The following is a 17,311-nucleotide window of genomic DNA, read 5'->3' on the forward strand; positions in this document are numbered from 1 at the left end:
CGGTCAGCTTCGGTCGGCTCCAGCCATGACCGGTTCGAGGATCGCGGCACCTGCACGCAGCGTCGCATCGTCCATCCGGTAGAGCGCGTCGAGCAGCCCGACCTGCAGCGAGCCGGGCCCGGCAGCGCCGCGTGCCGCGATCTCGCCCGCCAGGCCGATCAGCACCATGCCGTGCACGGACGCCACCAGCGGGTCCGGCTGCACCGCCAGGCACGCGCCGATCAGCGCAGTCGCGGTGCAGCCGAGACCGGTCACGCGCGTCATCATGGCGTGTCCGTTGGCGATACCGATGACGCGATGTCCGTCGGTGACGAGGTCGGTGGCGCCGCTCACCGCCACCACGGCCCCGGTTCGGGCCGCCAGCCGCCGCGCGGCGTCGCGTGCGGCTTCGGGGCCGTGGGCGCTGTCGACGCCGCGGCCGGCTGGCCCGCTGCCGCTCCCGGATGCCTGCGGACCGGACAACGCCTCCAGCGCCAGGATCTCGGAGGCATTGCCGCGGATCGCCTGCGGCCTGTGCGCGAGCAGCTCGACCGCCAGGCCCGACCGGAACCCGAGCGCTCCCACCGCGACCGGGTCCAGCACCCAGGGTGTCCCGGCCTCGCGGGCCGAGGCGGCCGCACGTGGCATGGCAAGCGCCCGGGCCGCATCCATGGTGCCGAGATTGATCACCAGCGCGTCCGCGATGCGGGCGAACTCCGCCACCTCCTCGATCGCCTCCACCATCGCCGGCGACGCACCGACCGCGAGCAGGGCGTTCGCAGTCGTGTTGGTCACCACCAGGTTGGTGATGTTGTGCACCAGGGGCGCCCGCTCCCGCAGCCGGCGCAGCGTTTCGGCGACGGCGGCCCCGGTCATCGGGTCGGCGGGGTCGGTGGGGTCGGCATCCGGCGTGGCTGAGGATGGTGTCATGCGGGATCTCCTGGCGGCTGGACGCGAAGATGGGCGCCGGGCGCGGTTCGGTTAAGGTGGCGCGCGGCAACCCAGGGGACGAGGCATGACATCGCGCGAGACCGGCTCCGCAGCCCGGCAGTTGTTCGGGTGGCTGCTGGCGACGGCTCTCCTCCTTGGCCCGACCGGGGGCGCCCGCGCGGCACCGGCGCTGACCGTGTTCGCCGCCGCCAGCCTGACCGACGCGATGAAGCACGTGGCATCACTCTGGCAGGCCCAGGGTCATGCGGCGCCGCGGTTGTCGTTCGCGTCCAGCTCGGTTCTGGCGCAACAGGTCGGGCAGGGCGCGCCCGCGGACGTGTTCATCTCGGCCGACCTGAAATGGATGGACTGGCTGGCCGCGAAAAGCCTGGTCCTGCCGGACACCAGGGCGAACCTGCTCGGCAACAGCCTGGTGCTGGTCGAGCCCCGCGCCGGGCTGAAGCCGGTGACGATAGCGCCCGGCCTCGATCTCGCTGCCATCCTCGGGGCAGGCGGCCGGCTCGCGGTCGGTGACCCGGCGTCGGTCCCGGCGGGGATCTACGCGAAGCAGGCGCTGACCCGGCTGCATCTGTGGGATGCGGTCGCACCGCATCTGGCGCCGGCGGAGAACGTGCGCGCGGCCCTGCTGCTGGTCGAGCGCGGCGAAGCACCGGCCGGCATCGTCTATGGCAGCGACGTCGCCGCCGCCCCGGGCCTGGCCGTTGCCGGCACGTTCCCGGAGAGCAGCCACGATCCGATCCTGTATCCGGAGGCTTTGCTGGCCACTGCCACCAGCCCAGACGAGGCGCGGCGCTTCCTGGCGTTCCTGCGCACGCCGGCGGCGGCTCAGGCATTCCGCAATGCCGGCTTCACGGTGCTGGACACCCATTAGCGTGCTCGAGCCGGACCAGTGGATCGCAGTCCGGCTGACGCTCCGGGTGGCATTGATGGCAGTGGGCGGGACGCTGCCGGTGGCGCTGCTGCTGGCCTGGATCCTGGCCCGGCCGCGGCTGCCCGGCCGGCCGCTGCTCGACGCACTGGTGCACCTGCCGATGGTGCTGCCGCCGGTGGTGACCGGCTGGCTGCTGCTGCTGGTGTTCGGGCTGCACGGTCCGGTAGGCGGGCTGCTCTGGCGGCTGTTCCACGCCAGGCTGGTGTTCACCACGGCGGGTGCGGCGCTGGCGACGGGCGTGATGACGCTGCCGCTGATGGTGCGCACCATCCGGCTGTCGCTGGAGGCGATCGATCCCGGGCTGCTCGATGCCGCGGCCGGGCTGGGGGCGCGGCCGCTCGACCGGTTCGTCACGATCACCCTGCCGATGGCAGCGCCCGGCGTGCTGGCTGCGGCGGCGATCGGGTATGCCGCCAGCCTCGGCGAGTTCGGTGCCGTCATTACCTTTGCCGCCAGCATCCCCGGCCGCACCCAGACCCTGCCGCTGGCGATCTATGCCGCACTGCAGGTGCCGGGCGGCGAGGCGATCGCGGCGAGGCTGGCCACCGTGTCGCTCATGCTGGCGCTTACCGGGCTGCTGGTCTCGGAGCTGCTGATGCGCCGGCTGCGCGGGATCGGCCGGGTGTGACGGACACCCCCGGGCCAGGCCCGTGCTCGGTGGCGCCGCGGCACCGGTTCGTTGCCGCTCGCGCCCCTGACATGCAGCTGCAGACGCCGCCGCGCGGGCTCGGCCGGGTGTGACCGACGGCACCGCAGCAGGCACGCTCTCGCTCGCGATGCGGCACCGCTTTGCCACCGGCCGTGTGCTGGACATGCAGCTGCAGGCGCCGCTGCCCGGGATCGTCGGGCTGTTCGGCCCGTCCGGGGCTGGCAAGAGCACGCTGGTGGCGGCGTTGTGCGGGCTGTTCCGGCCGGACTGGAGCGAGATCCGGATCGGCGACCGGGTGCTGTCGGGGCCGGGCGTTTGGGTCAGGCCGGAGGCGCGTCGCATCGGCATGGTGTTCCAGGACAGCCGGCTGTTCCCGCATCTCTCCGTCGAGGCCAACCTGCGCTATGGTGCGCGCCGGGCTCCGGCGGGCCCCGGGGATCACCCCGGCTTCGACGAGGTGGCGTCGCTGCTTGGGCTGGACGGGCTGCTTGCGCGCCGCATCCGGGCTTTGTCCGGCGGCGAGAGGCAGAGGGTGGCGATCGGGCGGGCGCTGCTGTCGCGGCCGGTGCTGCTGGCGATGGACGAGCCGCTGTCGGGGCTGGATGCGGCCCGGCGCCGCGAGATCCTGTTCTATCTCGGCCGGCTGCGCGACCGGCTGCGGCTACCTATCCTGTACGTGACGCACGCGCTCGACGAGGTGATGCGGCTTTGCGACACGGTGGCGCTGGTCGAGGATGGCGCCATCCGCGCCTGCGGGCCGGTGGCGACGCTGCTGCTGCAGGAAGGCGCCGGCCTGGCGGATCGCGACGATGCCGGCGCGCTGCTTGAGGCGGAGGTGCGGGCACACGACACGGAGCGCGGGCTGAGCCTGGTGCAGGCGGGCGGGTTCAGCCTGATGGTGGCAGGCACCGGGCATCCGGTGGGCGCGCGGCTGCGGCTGACGGTGCCGGCGCGTGAGGTCGTGCTGCTGCGGCTGGCCGCCCCTGACACGCTGCTGACCAGCGCCCAGAACGTCGTTGCGGTGCGGGTGCGGTCGGTCGCTCCTGCTTCCGCCGATACGGCTCTGGTCGTGCTGGAACCCGATGCGCCACCTGGGCCGGACACGCGGGCGGCTCTGCTGGCCCGGGTGACGGGCGATTCCGTGCGACGGCTCGGGCTGGCTCCGGGGGCGTGCCTGGTGGCGCTGGTCAAGACGGTGTCGATCGTCGTGCTGGATGGGGAGAGCGGTCATGGATGAACGGGCGAATGCAGGCGTGCCGGAACCGGACTGGCTGCTGTGGGCGCGCGAGGTGCAGGCGGTGGCGCAGAGTGGGCTCGCCTTCACCCGCGACCCCTACGATGTCGAGCGCTACCAGGCGCTGACCGCACTGGCGGCACGGATGATGGCGGCCTCCGATCCCAGCGCCGGCAATGCCGACACGTTGCACCGGCTGTTCGCCGCGGAGACGGGATATGCCACCCCGAAGGTCGATGTGCGCGGTGCCGTGTTCGACCGCCAGGGCCGTCTGCTGATGGTGCGCGAGTTGGCCGACCAGGGACGGTGGACGCTCCCGGGCGGCTGGGCCGACGTCAACCAGACCGCCTCGGAGTGCGCCGAGCGGGAGGTGGCGGAGGAGTCCGGCTACAGCGTGCGCGCCTCGAAGCTGGCGCTGGTGCATGACCGCGGTCGGCAGGGCCACCATCCGACCGGGCCGTTCTCGATCTACAAGCTGTTCTTCCTGTGCGAGCTGCTCGATGACACGCCCGACCCCGCGGCGGCGGCCAATATCGAGACCAGCGAGGCGCGGTTCTTTGGCGAAGGCGAGATCCCGCAGGACCTCTCGACCGGCCGCGTGCTGTCGCACCAGATCGCGCGCCTGTTCGTCCATCGCGCACATCCTGAACTGCCGACCGAGTTCGACTGATCGCGCGCACCGGTCTCAGCAGCCGGTGATCAGTTCCTTGATGCGGGTGGCGAGTGCCTCCATGGCGAAGGGCTTGGTCAGGACGTGCATGCCGGGGTCGAGATGGCCGTGGCTGAGCACCGCGTTCTCGGCGTAGCCGGTGATGAACAGCACCTGCAGGCCGGGCCGCTGCACCCGCGCCACGTCGGCCATCTGGCGTCCGTTCATGCCCCCCGGCAGCCCGACATCGGTGACCACGAGATCCACTCGCGCGTCCGACTGCAGCACAGCCAGACCGGCCGCACCGTCGGCCGCCTCGATCGCCGTGTAGCCCAGGTCCTGCAGCACCTCGGCCACCAGCATGCGCACGGTGGGCTCGTCATCGACCACCAGCACGGTCTCGCCCTCGCCGGCGCGTGGCAGCTCACCGGGGTCGGCGGGCTCCTCCGGCGTCGCCGCATGGCCGACGTGGCGCGGCAGGTAGATGCACACCAGGCTGCCGTCGCCGGGCTCCGAATAGATCCGCACCTGGCCGCCGGACTGGCGCGCGAAGCCGTAGATCATCGACAGCCCGAGTCCGGTGCCGACGCCGATCGGCTTGGTGGTGAAGAATGGGTCGAACGCGCGCGCGACCACCTCGGGCGTCATGCCGGTGCCGCTGTCGCTCACGCATAACGAAACGTACTGGCCCGGCGGAATGTCGCGGTCGGCGGCGGCGCGCCGGTCCAGCCAGCGATTGCCGGTTTCGATAGTCAGCCGGCCGCCATCCGGCATCGCGTCGCGGGCGTTGATGCACAGGTTCAGCAGCGCATTCTCGAGCTGGCCCGGATCGCACAATGTCGGCCACAGACCGGCCGCGGCCACCGTCTCGATGGCGATCGCCGGGCCCATGGTGCGGCGGACCAGATCCTCCATCCCGGCGACCAGGCGATTGACGTCCACCGGCTTGGGATCGAGCGTCTGCTGCCGGGAGAAGGCCAGCAGCCGGTGCGTCAAGGCGGCCGCGCGCCGGGCCGCGCCTTGCGCCGCCACCACGTAGCGGTCGATCTCGCTGACCCGGCCCTGCGCGACCCGTGTCTGCAGCAGCTCCAGGCTGCCGGTGATGCCGGTCAGCAGGTTGTTGAAATCATGCGCCAGCCCGCCGGTCAGCTGGCCGACCGCCTCCATCTTCTGGCTCTGGCGCAGCTGTTCCTCGGCACGCATGAGCTCGGCCGTGCGCTCGCTGATGCGGCTCTCCAGCGTCTCGTTCAGCGCACGCAGCTCCGCCTGCGCCCGCGCTCGCTCGGCGACCTCGTTCTGCGACGCCTGGAACAGCCGCGCATTGTCGATTGCGGTGGCGGCCTGCCAGGCAAGCTCGGTCGCCAGGCGTTCCTCACGTTCGCCGAATACCCCGGGCTGGCCATGTCCGAAGAGCAGCGCGCCGAGTGTGATGCCGGACCGCGAGACCACCGGGATTGCCATGTAGCTCCGCACCGGCAGGTGTCCGGCCGGCATCCCGCCATGGCTGCCATAGCGATGGTCGGCCAGCACGTCGGCGCTGCGCACCACACCCTCCGCCGCGAACGTCGGACCGAACAGTGCCGTGGCACGCGGCAACCCGAATCTGGTGAAGGCCTCGATCGGTGCGCCGACCAGGCTTGCCAGGTGCCAGCTGGTTTCGCCGTGTGCGGCGATGTTCTCGAAATAGGCGCCGTAGGCGGCGTGTGTCAGCAGCGTCACCGCCTCGAGAAAGGCGTGCACCAACCGCGCCGGGTCGAGCTCGGCCGCGAGTCGGCTGCCGACCCGGTTGACCGCCTCGAACGCCTCGACCTGCTCACGAAGACGGGCAAGCTCGGTCTCGAGCTGGCCCGCTCCGGTCGGCATAGGATCAGGCTGAGGCATCGGCGCGCGGGTGGTTCAGCCCGCCGGCCGGCGGGGCGGGGGTGTGCCGTTGGATGTGCCGCGCAATTCGACCTCGAGCTCGGCGATCCGCTTGCGCACGCTGTCACGCAGCGCCGGAGCGGTATGCACCTTCATCGTGGCGAGGGTTTCGCGCAGGTCGCGCAGCTGCTTCTGCTTCTCCACCACGTTGCGGCGGATCGGCTGGTTGTCGGAAAATTGTCCCTGGAAGGCGCGCACGTTGTTCTCCCGATGGTCCCGGCGCGTTTTGCGTCCGAGCTTCTGATTATTGTGGGTCTTGGGCCTGGTAAGGCGTCCCGTTGTATCAAACGTTCCGCCAGGGCGCCCGGTTCGAGCTTTACGACACACGCCTGAGTCTGGCCAAGCAGTTGGTCGTGTAGCTCCTGGATCACGGCCAGGCAGGACTTGCGGTGTCGGGTGATCGCGCAGAGGTTGCCCCCCTCCACGGGGAACCCGTCCTGAGCCACCACACACTCCTGCACCGGGCGATGCGCCCGCCGGTCGCCCTGCTTGTCGACACCCGTATCACCCCGGATGCGCTGACCATGCTGCGGCTGGCCACCGGTCTGGCAGCGGCACTCTGCTTTGCGCATGCCGGGGTGCTGCTCGAGGTCGGTGCCGGGCTGTTCCTGCTGTCGGCGCTGCTGGATCGCGCCGATGGCGAACTTGCGCGCCAGAGCCGGAGGTTCAGCCGCTTCGGGCCGCGGTTCGACCTGGTCTCGGATTGCGTGGCGACGATGGCGATCTTTGCCGGGCTCGGAATCGGCGTGCGGTCGATGCTGCCGCTGCCTTCCGAATGGCAGCCGATCGCCGGACCGCTGCTGGGACTGTCGGCGGCCGTTTCGGTCGGTCTGACCTTCACCGAGCTCAGCCGTTCCCCGCCGACCGGGCGGGTGTCTCGCCCCTTCGACCCGGACGACATGATGCTGCTGGTGCCGCCGGTGATCTGGTGCGGCGGCGCCGGCTGGATCCTGCTCGCCAGCGGACTGCTGACGCCGCTGGCACTGCTCTGCGTCATGACCGGCCGGCTGCGTGCGTGGCGCCACACCGGTCACTGACGCAGCAGGCCTCGAGGGTCAGGCCGCGTTCCTGCCCAGGATCCCGGAGAGCGCGTCGAGCAGGATGTCGCACTCGGCGTCGGTCCCGATGCTGATCCGCAGGTGATCTGCGATGCGTGGCGCGGTGAAGTGGCGAACCAGCACGCCTCGCGCCCGCAAGGCCGCGTGCAGCTCGGCGCCGCGATGGTCCGGATGGCGCACGAACAGGAAATTCGCCGAGGAGGGCTGCACCATGAAGCCCCGCGCCCGCAACCCGTCGCTGAGCCGGTCGCGGCTGCGGATGATGCGGCTCCGCGTCTCCTCGAACCAGCCGGCGTCCTCGATCGCCGCGGTGGCGCCGGCCTCGGCCAGCCGGTCCAGCGGATACGAGTTGAAGCTGTCCTTCACCCTGACCAGTGCCTCGATCAGCTCCGGATGTCCGATCGCCGATCCCACCCGCAGCCCGGCCAGGGCGCGCGACTTCGACAGCGTCTGCACCACCAGCAGGTTCGAATAGTCGGCGATCAGCCGCACCGCCGAGTCACCGCCGAAATCGACATAGGCCTCGTCGATCACCACCGGCTGGGCCGGATGGTCCTCGAGCAGGGTGCGGATGTCGTCGAGATCCAGGGCGGTGCCTGTGGGCGCGTTCGGGTTGGGCAGGATGATGGCGCCGCACGGCTGCCGGTAATCCTCGATCCGCACGCGCAGCTCCCGGTCCAGCGCCACGGTGCGGTATTCGACGCCGTACAGCCCGCAATACACAGGATAGAAGCTGTAGGTGATGTCGGGGAACAGCAGCGGCGCATCGTGCTGCAGCAGGCCCTGGAACACGTGCGCCAGCACCTCGTCGGAGCCGTTGCCGACGAACACCTGCTCCGGGGCCACGCCGTGCTGGCGGGCAAGGGCGCCCCGCAGCCGGGCGCTGTTCGGGTCCGGATACAGCCTGAGGGTGTCGTCGGTCGCCGCCCGGATTGCGTCGAGCGCGCGTGGCGACGGGCCGTATGGGCACTCGTTGGTATTCAGCTTGACGAGGCCGGCCTGCTTCGGCTGCTCGCCCGGCACGTAGGGGGTCAGCGCGTGCACGCGGTCGGTCCAGAAGCGGCTCATGCGAACGTCCGGGTGGTTCGAGGGAATGGGGGTGGTCGGATGATGGGTTCATATAGGGCGCCGGGCGCACGGTGTCGCGAGCCCCTGAACCAGCCGGCGGTTCAGGCGTCGGTCCTGAGTTCGACGTTCACTGCGATTTCAAGGAGAGACCGATGCTGCAGAATGTTCCGCCCGGTGTGGGGCGAGCGCTCCAAGGCCTGCGCGGCAGTGCGGACGACCTGGTGAGCGCCGACGAGGCCTTCGCGTCGGTGCCCGAGGTGATCCAGCTGACCTCTCCCGCCTTTGCCCAGAACGGTGAGATCCCGTCGATCTATACCGAGGACGGTGAGCGCATTTCGCCGCCGCTGGTGTGGATCGGGGTCCCGCCCGAAGCCGAGAGCCTGGTGCTGCTGATCGAGGACCAGGACAGCCCGACGCCGCGTCCACTCGTGCATGCCATCCTCGCGAACCTGAAGCCCACGGACGGTGAGTTGGCAGCCGGGGCGCTACCGAGCCCGGGTCACGAGGGCCAGGATCTCGGCATGGGGCGCAACTCCTACATGCAGCGTGCGTGGCTGCCGCCTGACCCGCCGCGCGGCCATGGAGCTCACCGCTACGTGTTCCAGATGTTCGCTCTCGATCATGCGCCGGAGTTCCGCAGCTGCCCGGGGCGAAGCGCACTGGTCGACGCGCTGCGCGGGCATGTCATCGCTCGCGGCACCCTGGTGGGCACCTATCGGCGGACCTGATCAGGCCGGCATAGAATGGCAGCGGGTTCGGCCCGCTGCCACCGAAGCCTACTTCAGGAAGACGCCAGGTCGGCGTTGTCGTCCTGATTGACGCCACTCCGATCCGGGCGGTGGTGATTTGTGCGGCTCGACGTCGCGCGACGTACCCGGGCCGCAGGTTCCGCAGCTGCAGGATTGCTGGAAGCCTTGGCCCGGGTCGTTCGGGCCGGAGCCGCATCGGCTGCGGCGGCGAGGTGACGCTGCAGCTTGGCAACGTCCTCCTCGAGTTCTGCGACACGGTCGTTGGCATCATGCACCGCCGCTTGCACGGTGCGATTCTTGAGCCGCAACATCGTGTTGGCACGCTCGAGCTTTTCCACCCGGGCACGCAACTCGTCCTTGCTCTGCTTGGGCGAAGCGGTCGCGATACGGCCGGCCTGTCCGGACTTTGCCGAACCGGGCTTGCCGGCAGTCGCGGGCCGACCAACCGGCCTCTTGATTGCCTTTCCGGTCGGCGACAGACGCTTGGTCGATGGCGGCATTCAGAACTCCCAGACGCAGTCCCCCGACGAAATCGACGAGGCTGCATTTTTGATAAACTGCTACATATGGGACGCGAAGAAGCGACCGCAGTTCCCGGTTCCTGCCGCACTGTCAAGTAGAAGGGCGCACAAGCAAATCGAGATGCATCGTGCACAAGAAGACTTTGAAGATCACATCAATGATCTTGCGGATCGGATTTGTGCCTCACAATGCCGGGATGTAGAGCTGTTTCATCCGTCGGTTCGTGCCGATGTTACAGTTCGATAACTGCCAAAGGCTCCGCTCTACCCAAGTGCGGTCGGAATTTAGCGCCGCTCGGCCATTCGCTGCGAGAGGCTGTGGTTGCCATGTCGTTCGGCGAGCATGCGGGCGCTGATGCCTTCTCCATCGACCAGATCCACGTCCGCGCCCTGTTCGACCAGGTAGGCTGCCATCGCCTCGCGGCCGAACATCACCGCGAACATCAGCGGCGTGCGACCGACATTGTTGACGGCATCGACGGTGCCGCCCGCCTCGATCAGGAGCCGTGCCAACGGGATGTCGCCCTTGAAGGCGACGCCGCAGAGAGCCGTGTTGCCCTTGGCGTCGCGGGCGTCCGGAGACGCGCCGCGCCTCAGGAGCAGGGCGGTGGCCGAGAGGTGGCCGTTATAGGAGGCCAGGATCAGCGGCCTGTAGCCCTTGCCATCGGTACGCTCGATGTCGGCGCCGGCATCCAGGAACTGCTCCAGCAGGTCGTCCTGGCCCTCGCGAGCCGCATTGAAATACAGCGCCTCGATCTGCTCGTAGGTGAAGCCGGCCGGGGGTGCCGGGACGGGGCTCTGATCGGCCTGCTGGTTGGACATGTCGGGAAGCCCCTGGGTCTCGGTCCCAGAGGTTAGCGCCCATGCCCGGAAAAGTCAGCGGGAAACCGGGTCAGGCCGCAGGACGACCGCCGGCAGGGTCTCGAACAGCATGCCGAGAGAGACCGCCCCACCCTCGATGTGCCGCCCGCTCAGCCAGTCGGTCCAGCCACCTTCGGGCAGTTGCGCCGTCGTGTCCTCCCAGTCCGGATCGGTTTCGCGAAGCCCGGGGAAGCGTGCCACCAGCACCACCAGGCGCTCGCCGTCCCGGGCGCGCAGGTAGCCCAGGGCCTGGTCCGACTTCGTCCCCTCGATGGCGATCGCCTCGTAGGAGCCGCCGGCAAACAGGGCCTCCAGGTCGGTGCGGAGCTTCAGCAGCAGCAAGGTCACCGCCAGCTTGATGCGCCCGTCATGCCAGCTCTGCAGCAGCTCCGACAGCAGCCGGCCGCGATCCGCCAGGGCTTCCAGGCGCGGCTGAAGTTCGGCCAGTGCGGCCTCGCGCACCGCGTAATCCACCGGGCGTCGGTTATCCGGATCGACCAGGCTCAGGTCCCAGAACTCGCAGCCCTGGTAGATGTCGGGCATCCCGGGGAGCGTCAGCTTCATCACGGTCTGGATCAGGCTGTTCTGCACGCCCAGACGCGCGACACGGTGGGCGAATGGCAGGAAACTAGCCAGGAAGCCGCCCCGGTTGGCATCCAGAGCGTCACGGGTAAAGGCCTGCATCGCCTCCTCGTAGGCGGTATCGGGCGAGGTCCAGGTGGAATGCAGCTTGGCCTCGCGCATCGACTTCTCGAGCGCGCCCTTGAGACGTTCGCCATAAACCTGAAGCGCCGCCTCGTCGATCTGCTCCAGCATCTCGACCGGCCATGAGCCGACCAGAAGCTGGTAGAGCAGGTATTCGTCGTTGCGATCCGGCGGTGCATTGCCCTCGACATCGCCACGACGGGCCCGCAGCAGCCGGCTCCAGGTGGTGACCTGGCGGCTCCATTCCTCGGGCATGTCGGACAGCACTGCCAGGCGGGCGCGGGTATCCTCGCCGCGCTTGGTGTCGTGCGTCGAGGTGCCGAGCATGGTGTTCGGCCAGTTCCGCGCGCGCTGCCCGTTCGCCTTGTGGAACGCGTTGGCGTTGATGCCGAAGCGGTCCGGTTCGCCACCGACTTCGTTCAGCGCCACGTGACGGTTGTAGCGATAGAAGGTGGTGTCCTCGAGACCCTTGGCCATCACCGGGCCGGAATATTGCTGCAGCTTCATCGCGAACCGCAGCACGGCGGTGCGACTGAAGCCGCTCTTCGGTGCAGCCACGGCCTCGCCGGAGAGCACGCCATGCAGGAAGTCGAACACCGACGGATCGATGTTCTTGTCGCCGCGCCGCGCCTGTGCCACCGCCCAGTCGAGGTCACGCCGATCCGCATCCTCCTGCGCGCCGTCCATGTCGATATAGGTGCGATAGACCGGGAAGTGGGCGACGATCTGCTTGATCGCGCGCTGCAGGATGTGGCGGGTGAAGTCGGCGGTCATCGGGTTCTGCCGCGCCACACGGCCGGCATCGCGACCGAGCACGTTCAGCTCGCTCGCCATCTCGTTCTCCATGATGCGGATTTTGCACTCACGGACGATGTCGGCGAAGGGCGTGACCAGCCCGGTGAAGGATTGGTAGGTGCGGGTGAAGCTTTCCTCGGCAGCGGGATTGATCATCACGCCGAGCACCAGGTTGGTGAAATCGTAGCCGGTGGTGCCGTCGACCGGCCAGTCCTCGCGGAGCTGCTCGTGAGCCGCGAGGATCTTCTCGATCACGAGATAGAACGGCCGCGTCGAGGCCGCGCGCAGGTCGTCGAAGTAGCGCTTCGGGTCGAGCAATCCGTCGACATGGTCGAGCCGGATGCCGTCGAGCGTGCCGTCCTCGACCATCGGCATGATGCGGGCATGCGCGTGCCGGAAAACCTCCGGCAATTCCATGCGCAAGCCGGCCAGGTCGTTGATGTTGAAGAACCGGCGGTAGTTGATGTCGTCGCCGGCAACGCCATAATAGGCGATCCGCCAGAACTGCTGCTGGATGAGCGCATCGAGCGCTTCCCAGTCGGCGTTCAGCGACTCGATCTGGATGTCGAGCGCAGCGCGGCTGGTGTCGTTGTCGCGCAAGAGGGTGGCGAGTTGTTGCTTGAGCACGAGGGCGCGCTCGGCCACCTGGGGGCGCCACATGGGCAGGTCGGAAAACAGGTCACTCAGGCGATCGAGTCCGGCGTCCTCGTGCGCGAGAACGCGGTCATAGAACAGCGGGCAGATCGGCAGCTTGTGGCTGTCATAGGCCCAGATCGCCAACGAGCCCTCGGCCTCGTCGTATTTCAGCTTCAGGTTGCCAGCCTTGAGCTCGACGCCGTACTGGTCGCCGAGGAACGGCACCAGCAGCTTGTTCAGCAGATAGCGGCGGTCCGGATCCCAATCGATATCGAACCAGCCTGCATGTTCGGAGTCCGGGCCCCACTCCAGCACGTCGAGCCATAATGGGTTGTCGGAACCTCCGACCCCCATGTGGTTGGGCACGAAATCGAGGATCTGGCCGAGCCCGGCACCCCTGAAGGCAGCCACCATGGCGGAGAAATCGGCCTCGGTGCCGAGCTCCGGATTGAGCGCCTGGTGGTCCGTGATGTCGTAGCCGTGCGTGCTGCCTGGACGCGCCTTGAGGTAGGGCGAGGCATAGACGTGACTGACCCCGAGCCGCCCGAGATACGGCGCGATCACAGCGGCGTCCTGGAACCCGAAACCGGCGTGGAACTGCAGGCGATACGTCGCGCGCGGGACGATCGCCGGCACGGTGTCAGACGAATTCATGCAGTCTCCAATGTCCAGCGGACCGCCCACGGTCCGAGCGACGACGTGGCGTCGCCTTCGGTCCAGAGGATGTGGCCGGTGGCGGCGGGGAAATCTACGGTCTCAGCGGAGAGATTGGCGGCCAGAACGAGTATGCTGGCACCCGCCTGCCACCGGATCTGCACCGCCTCGGGCCCGACGGAAGTGGCGCTGCCGCCATGGCCGATATCGGGCAGCAACGGCACGATGTGCTTGCGCCGGACTTCGAGCAGATCGCGGTAATGCTCGAGGCGACGACTATCCATGGCGTCCCAGTCGAGCTTGGCCATCTCGAAGGTGCTTGGCGCAAGCGGATCCGGGATCCGGTCGCGCTGCTCGGGATCCTGGAACTCCGGGAAGCGCGAGAATTCCTCGCGCCGGCCGGTGCGGACGGCCTCGGCGAGATCGCCCTCGAAGTCGCAGAAGAACGGGAATGGACTGGTGGCGCCCCACTCCTCGCCCATGAACAGCATCGGGGTCTGCGGCAACAGCAGGTAGGTCGCCGCCAACGCCCGCATCGCCTCCGGACTGGCGATCATGTTCAGTCGCTCGCCGAAGGCGCGGTTGCCGATCTGGTCGTGGTTCTGGATGAACGCGACGAAAGCGCCCGGCGGCAACCCAGCGCTCGGGTGCCCACGCATGCTGCCACGATACGGCATCATCTGGCCCTGGTAGCCGAAACCCTCGGCGAGGGCGCGACCGAGCAGGTCGGTGTCGCCCTCGTAATCGGCGTAATACCCGGTGCGCTCGTGCGTGGCCGCTGTGTGCAGCACATGATGCACGTCGTCGTTCCACTGCGCGGTGTAATGCACCGGGTCGCGGCCGCGGCGGCTCAGCAACGCCGGGTCATTATCCTCGTTCTCGAGCAGCAGGTGCAGCGGCCGATTTGTGGAGGCGCGAACACGCTCCGCAAGTTCCTCAAGAACATGCTTGTCACCATCGTCGATGATCGCGTGCACGGCATCGAAGCGCAGACCGTCCAGGTGGAATTCCTGGATCCAATAGAGTGCGTTGCCGATGATGAATTCACGAACCGGCTTGGAGTGCTGTCCGTCGTAATTGACAGCGGCGCCCCAGGGCGTCTCGTGGCGATCGGTGAAGAACCCCGGCGCAAAAACGGGAAGGTAGTTCCCGTCCGGCCCGAAGTGGTTATAGACGGCGTCGAGCAGAACCGCGATGCCGCGCGTATGGGCCGCCTCGACAAGCGCCTTCAGATCCTCCGGACGGCCGTAGCTCGAGTCCGGCGCATACGGCAGGACGCCGTCATAACCCCAGTTGCGACCGCCGGGGAAATCCGAGATCGGCATGATCTCGATCGCCGTGATGCCGAGCTTGGCCAGGTGATCCAGCTTGCCAATGGCAGCGCGGAAAGTCCCTTCGGGAGTGAAGGCGCCGACATGCAGTTCATACAGCACGACCTCGTCCCACGGGCGGCCGTTCCAGTTTTCGGTCCAGTCATAGGCGTTCGGATCGATCACCTCGCTCGGTCCGTGCACGTCCTGCGGCTGGAACCGCGATGCCGGGTCCGGCACTTTCATGCCGTCCGGCAACTGGAAGCGATACAGCGTCCCGGCACCGGCATCCGCGACGAGCAGGTCGAAGAAGTCATCAGGCTGGCGCTGCATCGGACGCGCCACCCCGTCCTGCTCCAGGACAACCGAGACGGTTTCGCAACCCGGTGCCCAGAGGCGGAAATTCACCCCGTCGGCCTGCAATTCCGCACCTTGCGACAGATGCTGGGACGATTTTGTCATGTGTGTGCGGCCGGCTCGAGTTCGAACATCAGGAAGGAGCGCCCGGTCACGCCATACATGTGCTCCGGGGTGAAGATCCCGCTCTCCTTCTCCTCTTCCTCTTCGGAGAGGTTGGTGTCGATCAGCAGCTTCCATTGCTGCTCTGTGGCGGGCGGAAGCTTGAACTCGACCAGGTCGTGCCAGGCGTTGAACACCAGCAGCAGGGTCGCATCGATGCCGCGCTTGCGAATACCGGTCGGCTGTGCGCGACCATCCAGCATGAGCCCGAAGCACTGCGCCGTCGACCAGTCGTCGATGCCCATTTCGCCGCCCCCGGCATTGACCCAGGTGAGCTCCTTGATGTCGAGCTCCTCGTTATAGGCCTCGGTCAGGAACCGGCCGCGGCGCAGGATCGGAAAGCGGCGGCGAAGGGCGGTCAGCCGGCTCACGAACCGGATCAGGCTCTGGCCCTTCTCCTCGATATCCCAGTTCACCCAGCTGATATCGCTGTCCTGGCAATAGGCGTTGTTGTTGCCCTGCTGGGTGCGACCGAACTCGTCGCCGGCGAGCAGCATCGGGGTGCCCTGGCTCAGCAACAGCGTCGACAGCATGTTGCGGATCTGCCGCGCCCGGACACGCTGGATCTCGGGATCGTCGGTCGGACCCTCGACGCCGTAATTGAACGAGCGGTTGTCGGACGAGCCGTCCTTGTTGTCCTCGCCGTTGGCCTCGTTGTGCTTCTCGTTGTAGGTGACGCAATCGTTCAGCGTGAAGCCGTCATGGGCTGTGATGAAGTTCACGCATGCCCATGGCTTGCGACCCTGGTGGTCGAATTCCTGCGGACTGGCGAGCAGGCGCGGCGCCAGCTTCCCGGCGGTCAGGTCGCCCTTCCAGAACTCGCGCGTCTCGTCACGGTACTTGTCGTTCCACTCGGCCCAGCCAGGCGGGAACTCGCCAACCTGGTAGCCGCCAGGCCCGCAGTCCCAGGGTTCCGCGATCAGCTTCACGGTGCCCAGCACGGGGTCCTGCGAACAGGCCTTCAGGAAGCCGGACTGGTTGTCGAAGCCGTTCGGCTCGCGCGCCAGGATCGTTCCGAGATCGAAGCGGAAGCCGTCGACGTGGGTCTCGTTGGCCCAGTAGCGCAGGCTGTCGGTCACCATCTGGATCACCCGCGGGTGGCTCAGATTGACGGTGTTGCCGGTCCCGGTGTCGTTGACGTAGTAGCGCGGGTTGTCCGCGGTCAGGCGGTAATACGAGGCGTTGTCGATGCCCTTGTACGATAGGGTCGGTCCGCGCTCGTTGCCTTCGGCGGTATGATTATAGACCACGTCGAGGATCACCTCGAGGTCGGCCTCGTGGATCGCCGCCACCATCTCCTTGAACTCGCGCAGCGACTGCTCGCTCTCATGCGCGTATCGGGTATTCGGTGCGAAGAAGCCGATCGAGTTGTAGCCCCAGAAATTGGTGAGGCCCTTCTCGAGCAGATTGCTGTCGAGAATGAAGCTATGGATCGGCAGGAATTCGATCGATGTGACGCCGATCGACTTGATATAGTCGAGCACCGCGGGCTCCATCATGCCCTTGTAGGTGCCGCGATGCGCCTCCGGCACCTTCGGGTGCTTCATGGTGTAGCCGCGCACGTGCGTCTCGTACAGGACCGTGCGGTCCCAGGCGATCGGATTGCGGGTGGCCTGGCCTTTCCAGTCGAAGTCCGGGTCGATGACCACGCTCTTCGGCATGAACGGCGCGCTGTCGCGATCATCGAAGCTCAGATCATCGTCCGGGTGGCCGATGGTGTAGCCGAACAGCGCGTGGTCCCAGATCAGCTCGCCGTTATGGGCGCGTGCATACGGGTCCAGCAGCAGCTTGTTCGGGTTGAAGCGGTGGCCGGCATCCGGCGCGTACGGCCCATGCACGCGGAAACCATAGATCTGTCCCGGGGCGAGGTCGGGGAGATAGCCGTGGAAGATCTGGTCGGTATATTCCGGCAGCGTGATCCGCTCGAGCTCGGTCGTGCCGGTCGGGTCGAACAGGCACACCTCGACCTTCGTCGCGTTGGCCGAGAACAAGGCGAAGTTCACTCCCTTGCCGTCCCAGGTGGCGCCACGCGGGTAGGGGAGGCCCTCGCGGAGCCTGTTCTTTGCAAAAACAGCCACTGTTATTCCTAAACCAACGAGAGATGACGAGCACACGCGCCGCC

At 67.9% G+C, this 17,311-nt stretch carries 15 protein-coding genes; 7 read left to right on the forward strand and 8 right to left on the reverse strand.

Features of this window, described 5'->3' with window-relative positions; translation table 11 throughout:
• Nucleotides 1-3 precede the first annotated feature (3 nt).
• Entirely contained in the window at nt 4-909 is a 906-nt protein-coding gene (thiM, locus tag ACOEQ2_RS11870; protein WP_419728188.1) for a hydroxyethylthiazole kinase, read from the reverse strand.
• Nucleotides 910-994: 85 nt separating this feature from the next.
• Between thiM and modA the strand changes: the two genes are divergently transcribed.
• The 4 genes from modA to ACOEQ2_RS11890 all read left to right on the forward strand — a co-directional run bounded on the left by modA (nt 995) and on the right by ACOEQ2_RS11890 (nt 4,414).
• Nucleotides 995-1,801 carry a molybdate ABC transporter substrate-binding protein gene (gene modA, locus ACOEQ2_RS11875; protein ID WP_419728189.1) on the forward strand — a complete coding sequence of 269 codons (807 nt, stop codon included), beginning with the start codon at nt 995-997 and terminating at the stop codon, nt 1,799-1,801.
• 1 nt (nt 1,802) lies between these two features.
• On the forward strand, nt 1,803-2,489 hold the full coding sequence (gene modB, locus ACOEQ2_RS11880; protein ID WP_419728190.1) for a molybdate ABC transporter permease subunit: 687 nt from the start codon (nt 1,803-1,805) through the stop codon (nt 2,487-2,489).
• Nucleotides 2,490-2,598: 109 nt separating this feature from the next.
• Nucleotides 2,599-3,747: a molybdenum ABC transporter ATP-binding protein gene (gene modC, locus ACOEQ2_RS11885; RefSeq protein ID WP_419728191.1), complete on the forward strand. Its 1,149-nt coding sequence runs from the start codon at nt 2,599-2,601 to the stop codon at nt 3,745-3,747.
• Between the two features lie 16 nt (nt 3,748-3,763).
• A complete protein-coding gene (locus tag ACOEQ2_RS11890) occupies nt 3,764-4,414 on the forward strand; it encodes an NUDIX hydrolase (protein WP_419731207.1) in 651 nt (216 codons plus the stop codon).
• A 15-nt stretch (nt 4,415-4,429) separates the two neighbouring features.
• Here the strand turns inward: ACOEQ2_RS11890 and ACOEQ2_RS11895 are convergent, their stop codons facing one another.
• Together ACOEQ2_RS11895 and ACOEQ2_RS11900 are read right to left on the reverse strand one after the other, a co-directional pair.
• Nucleotides 4,430-6,256, reverse strand: coding sequence for a response regulator (locus tag ACOEQ2_RS11895; RefSeq protein ID WP_419728192.1), 1,827 nt, complete (start codon nt 6,254-6,256; stop codon nt 4,430-4,432).
• A gap of 33 nt (nt 6,257-6,289) precedes the next feature.
• Entirely contained in the window at nt 6,290-6,511 is a 222-nt protein-coding gene (locus ACOEQ2_RS11900; protein WP_419728193.1) for a hypothetical protein, read from the reverse strand.
• 269 nt (nt 6,512-6,780) lie between these two features.
• Between ACOEQ2_RS11900 and ACOEQ2_RS11905 the strand changes: the two genes are divergently transcribed.
• Nucleotides 6,781-7,350 (forward strand): CDP-alcohol phosphatidyltransferase family protein, encoded by a 570-nt coding sequence (locus ACOEQ2_RS11905; protein WP_419728194.1) that lies wholly within the window; start codon nt 6,781-6,783, stop codon nt 7,348-7,350.
• Between the two features lie 18 nt (nt 7,351-7,368).
• Here ACOEQ2_RS11905 and hisC read toward each other — a convergent pair whose 3' ends face one another.
• On the reverse strand, nt 7,369-8,439 hold the full coding sequence (gene hisC / locus ACOEQ2_RS11910) for a histidinol-phosphate transaminase (RefSeq protein WP_419728195.1): 1,071 nt from the start codon (nt 8,437-8,439) through the stop codon (nt 7,369-7,371).
• Nucleotides 8,440-8,591: 152 nt separating this feature from the next.
• Here hisC and ACOEQ2_RS11915 point away from each other — a divergent pair, with 152 nt between their 5' ends.
• Both ACOEQ2_RS11915 and ACOEQ2_RS11920 read left to right on the forward strand, forming a co-directional pair.
• On the forward strand, nt 8,592-9,167 hold the full coding sequence (locus ACOEQ2_RS11915; protein ID WP_419728196.1) for a YbhB/YbcL family Raf kinase inhibitor-like protein: 576 nt from the start codon (nt 8,592-8,594) through the stop codon (nt 9,165-9,167).
• A gap of 318 nt (nt 9,168-9,485) precedes the next feature.
• Nucleotides 9,486-9,956, forward strand: a complete 471-nt coding sequence (locus ACOEQ2_RS11920; RefSeq protein ID WP_419728197.1) for a hypothetical protein — start codon at nt 9,486-9,488, stop codon at nt 9,954-9,956.
• Between the two features lie 38 nt (nt 9,957-9,994).
• On the opposite strand, the gene ACOEQ2_RS11925 is transcribed toward ACOEQ2_RS11920, so the two are convergent.
• From ACOEQ2_RS11925 to glgX, 4 genes are read right to left on the reverse strand one after another with little or no spacing between them, the layout of a single operon-like run.
• Nucleotides 9,995-10,531, reverse strand: coding sequence for an ankyrin repeat domain-containing protein (locus ACOEQ2_RS11925; RefSeq protein WP_419728198.1), 537 nt, complete (start codon nt 10,529-10,531; stop codon nt 9,995-9,997).
• Between the two features lie 54 nt (nt 10,532-10,585).
• On the reverse strand, nt 10,586-13,360 hold the full coding sequence (gene treY / locus ACOEQ2_RS11930) for a malto-oligosyltrehalose synthase (protein WP_419728199.1): 2,775 nt from the start codon (nt 13,358-13,360) through the stop codon (nt 10,586-10,588).
• Nucleotides 13,357-15,132: a malto-oligosyltrehalose trehalohydrolase gene (treZ, locus tag ACOEQ2_RS11935; protein ID WP_419728200.1), complete on the reverse strand. Its 1,776-nt coding sequence runs from the start codon at nt 15,130-15,132 to the stop codon at nt 13,357-13,359. Before treZ ends, treY begins: the two co-directional genes overlap by 4 nt.
• Nucleotides 15,129-17,267: a glycogen debranching protein GlgX gene (gene glgX / locus ACOEQ2_RS11940; protein WP_419728201.1), complete on the reverse strand. Its 2,139-nt coding sequence runs from the start codon at nt 17,265-17,267 to the stop codon at nt 15,129-15,131. The genes treZ and glgX overlap by 4 nt, the downstream gene beginning before the upstream one ends.
• Nucleotides 17,268-17,311 lie beyond the last annotated feature (44 nt).

Origin of the sequence: Lichenicola sp. (assembly GCF_965198575.1) — a bacterium.
GTDB lineage: Bacteria > Pseudomonadota > Alphaproteobacteria > Acetobacterales > Acetobacteraceae > Lichenicola.

What these genes read in the sequence shown, in the direction of transcription:
- ACOEQ2_RS11905 (WP_419728194.1), top strand. Translation starts at nt 6,781, where the DNA reads ATGCGCCCGCCGGTCGCCCTGCTTGTCGACACCCGTATCACCCCGGAT.
- thiM (WP_419728188.1), bottom strand. Translation starts at nt 909, where the DNA reads ATGACACCATCCTCAGCCACGCCGGATGCCGACCCCACCGACCCCGCC.
- ACOEQ2_RS11915 (WP_419728196.1), top strand. Translation starts at nt 8,592, where the DNA reads ATGCTGCAGAATGTTCCGCCCGGTGTGGGGCGAGCGCTCCAAGGCCTG.
- modA (WP_419728189.1), top strand. Translation starts at nt 995, where the DNA reads ATGACATCGCGCGAGACCGGCTCCGCAGCCCGGCAGTTGTTCGGGTGG.
- ACOEQ2_RS11895 (WP_419728192.1), bottom strand. Translation starts at nt 6,256, where the DNA reads ATGCCGACCGGAGCGGGCCAGCTCGAGACCGAGCTTGCCCGTCTTCGT.
- ACOEQ2_RS11925 (WP_419728198.1), bottom strand. Translation starts at nt 10,531, where the DNA reads ATGTCCAACCAGCAGGCCGATCAGAGCCCCGTCCCGGCACCCCCGGCC.
- treY (WP_419728199.1), bottom strand. Translation starts at nt 13,360, where the DNA reads ATGAATTCGTCTGACACCGTGCCGGCGATCGTCCCGCGCGCGACGTAT.
- treZ (WP_419728200.1), bottom strand. Translation starts at nt 15,132, where the DNA reads ATGACAAAATCGTCCCAGCATCTGTCGCAAGGTGCGGAATTGCAGGCC.
- hisC (WP_419728195.1), bottom strand. Translation starts at nt 8,439, where the DNA reads ATGAGCCGCTTCTGGACCGACCGCGTGCACGCGCTGACCCCCTACGTG.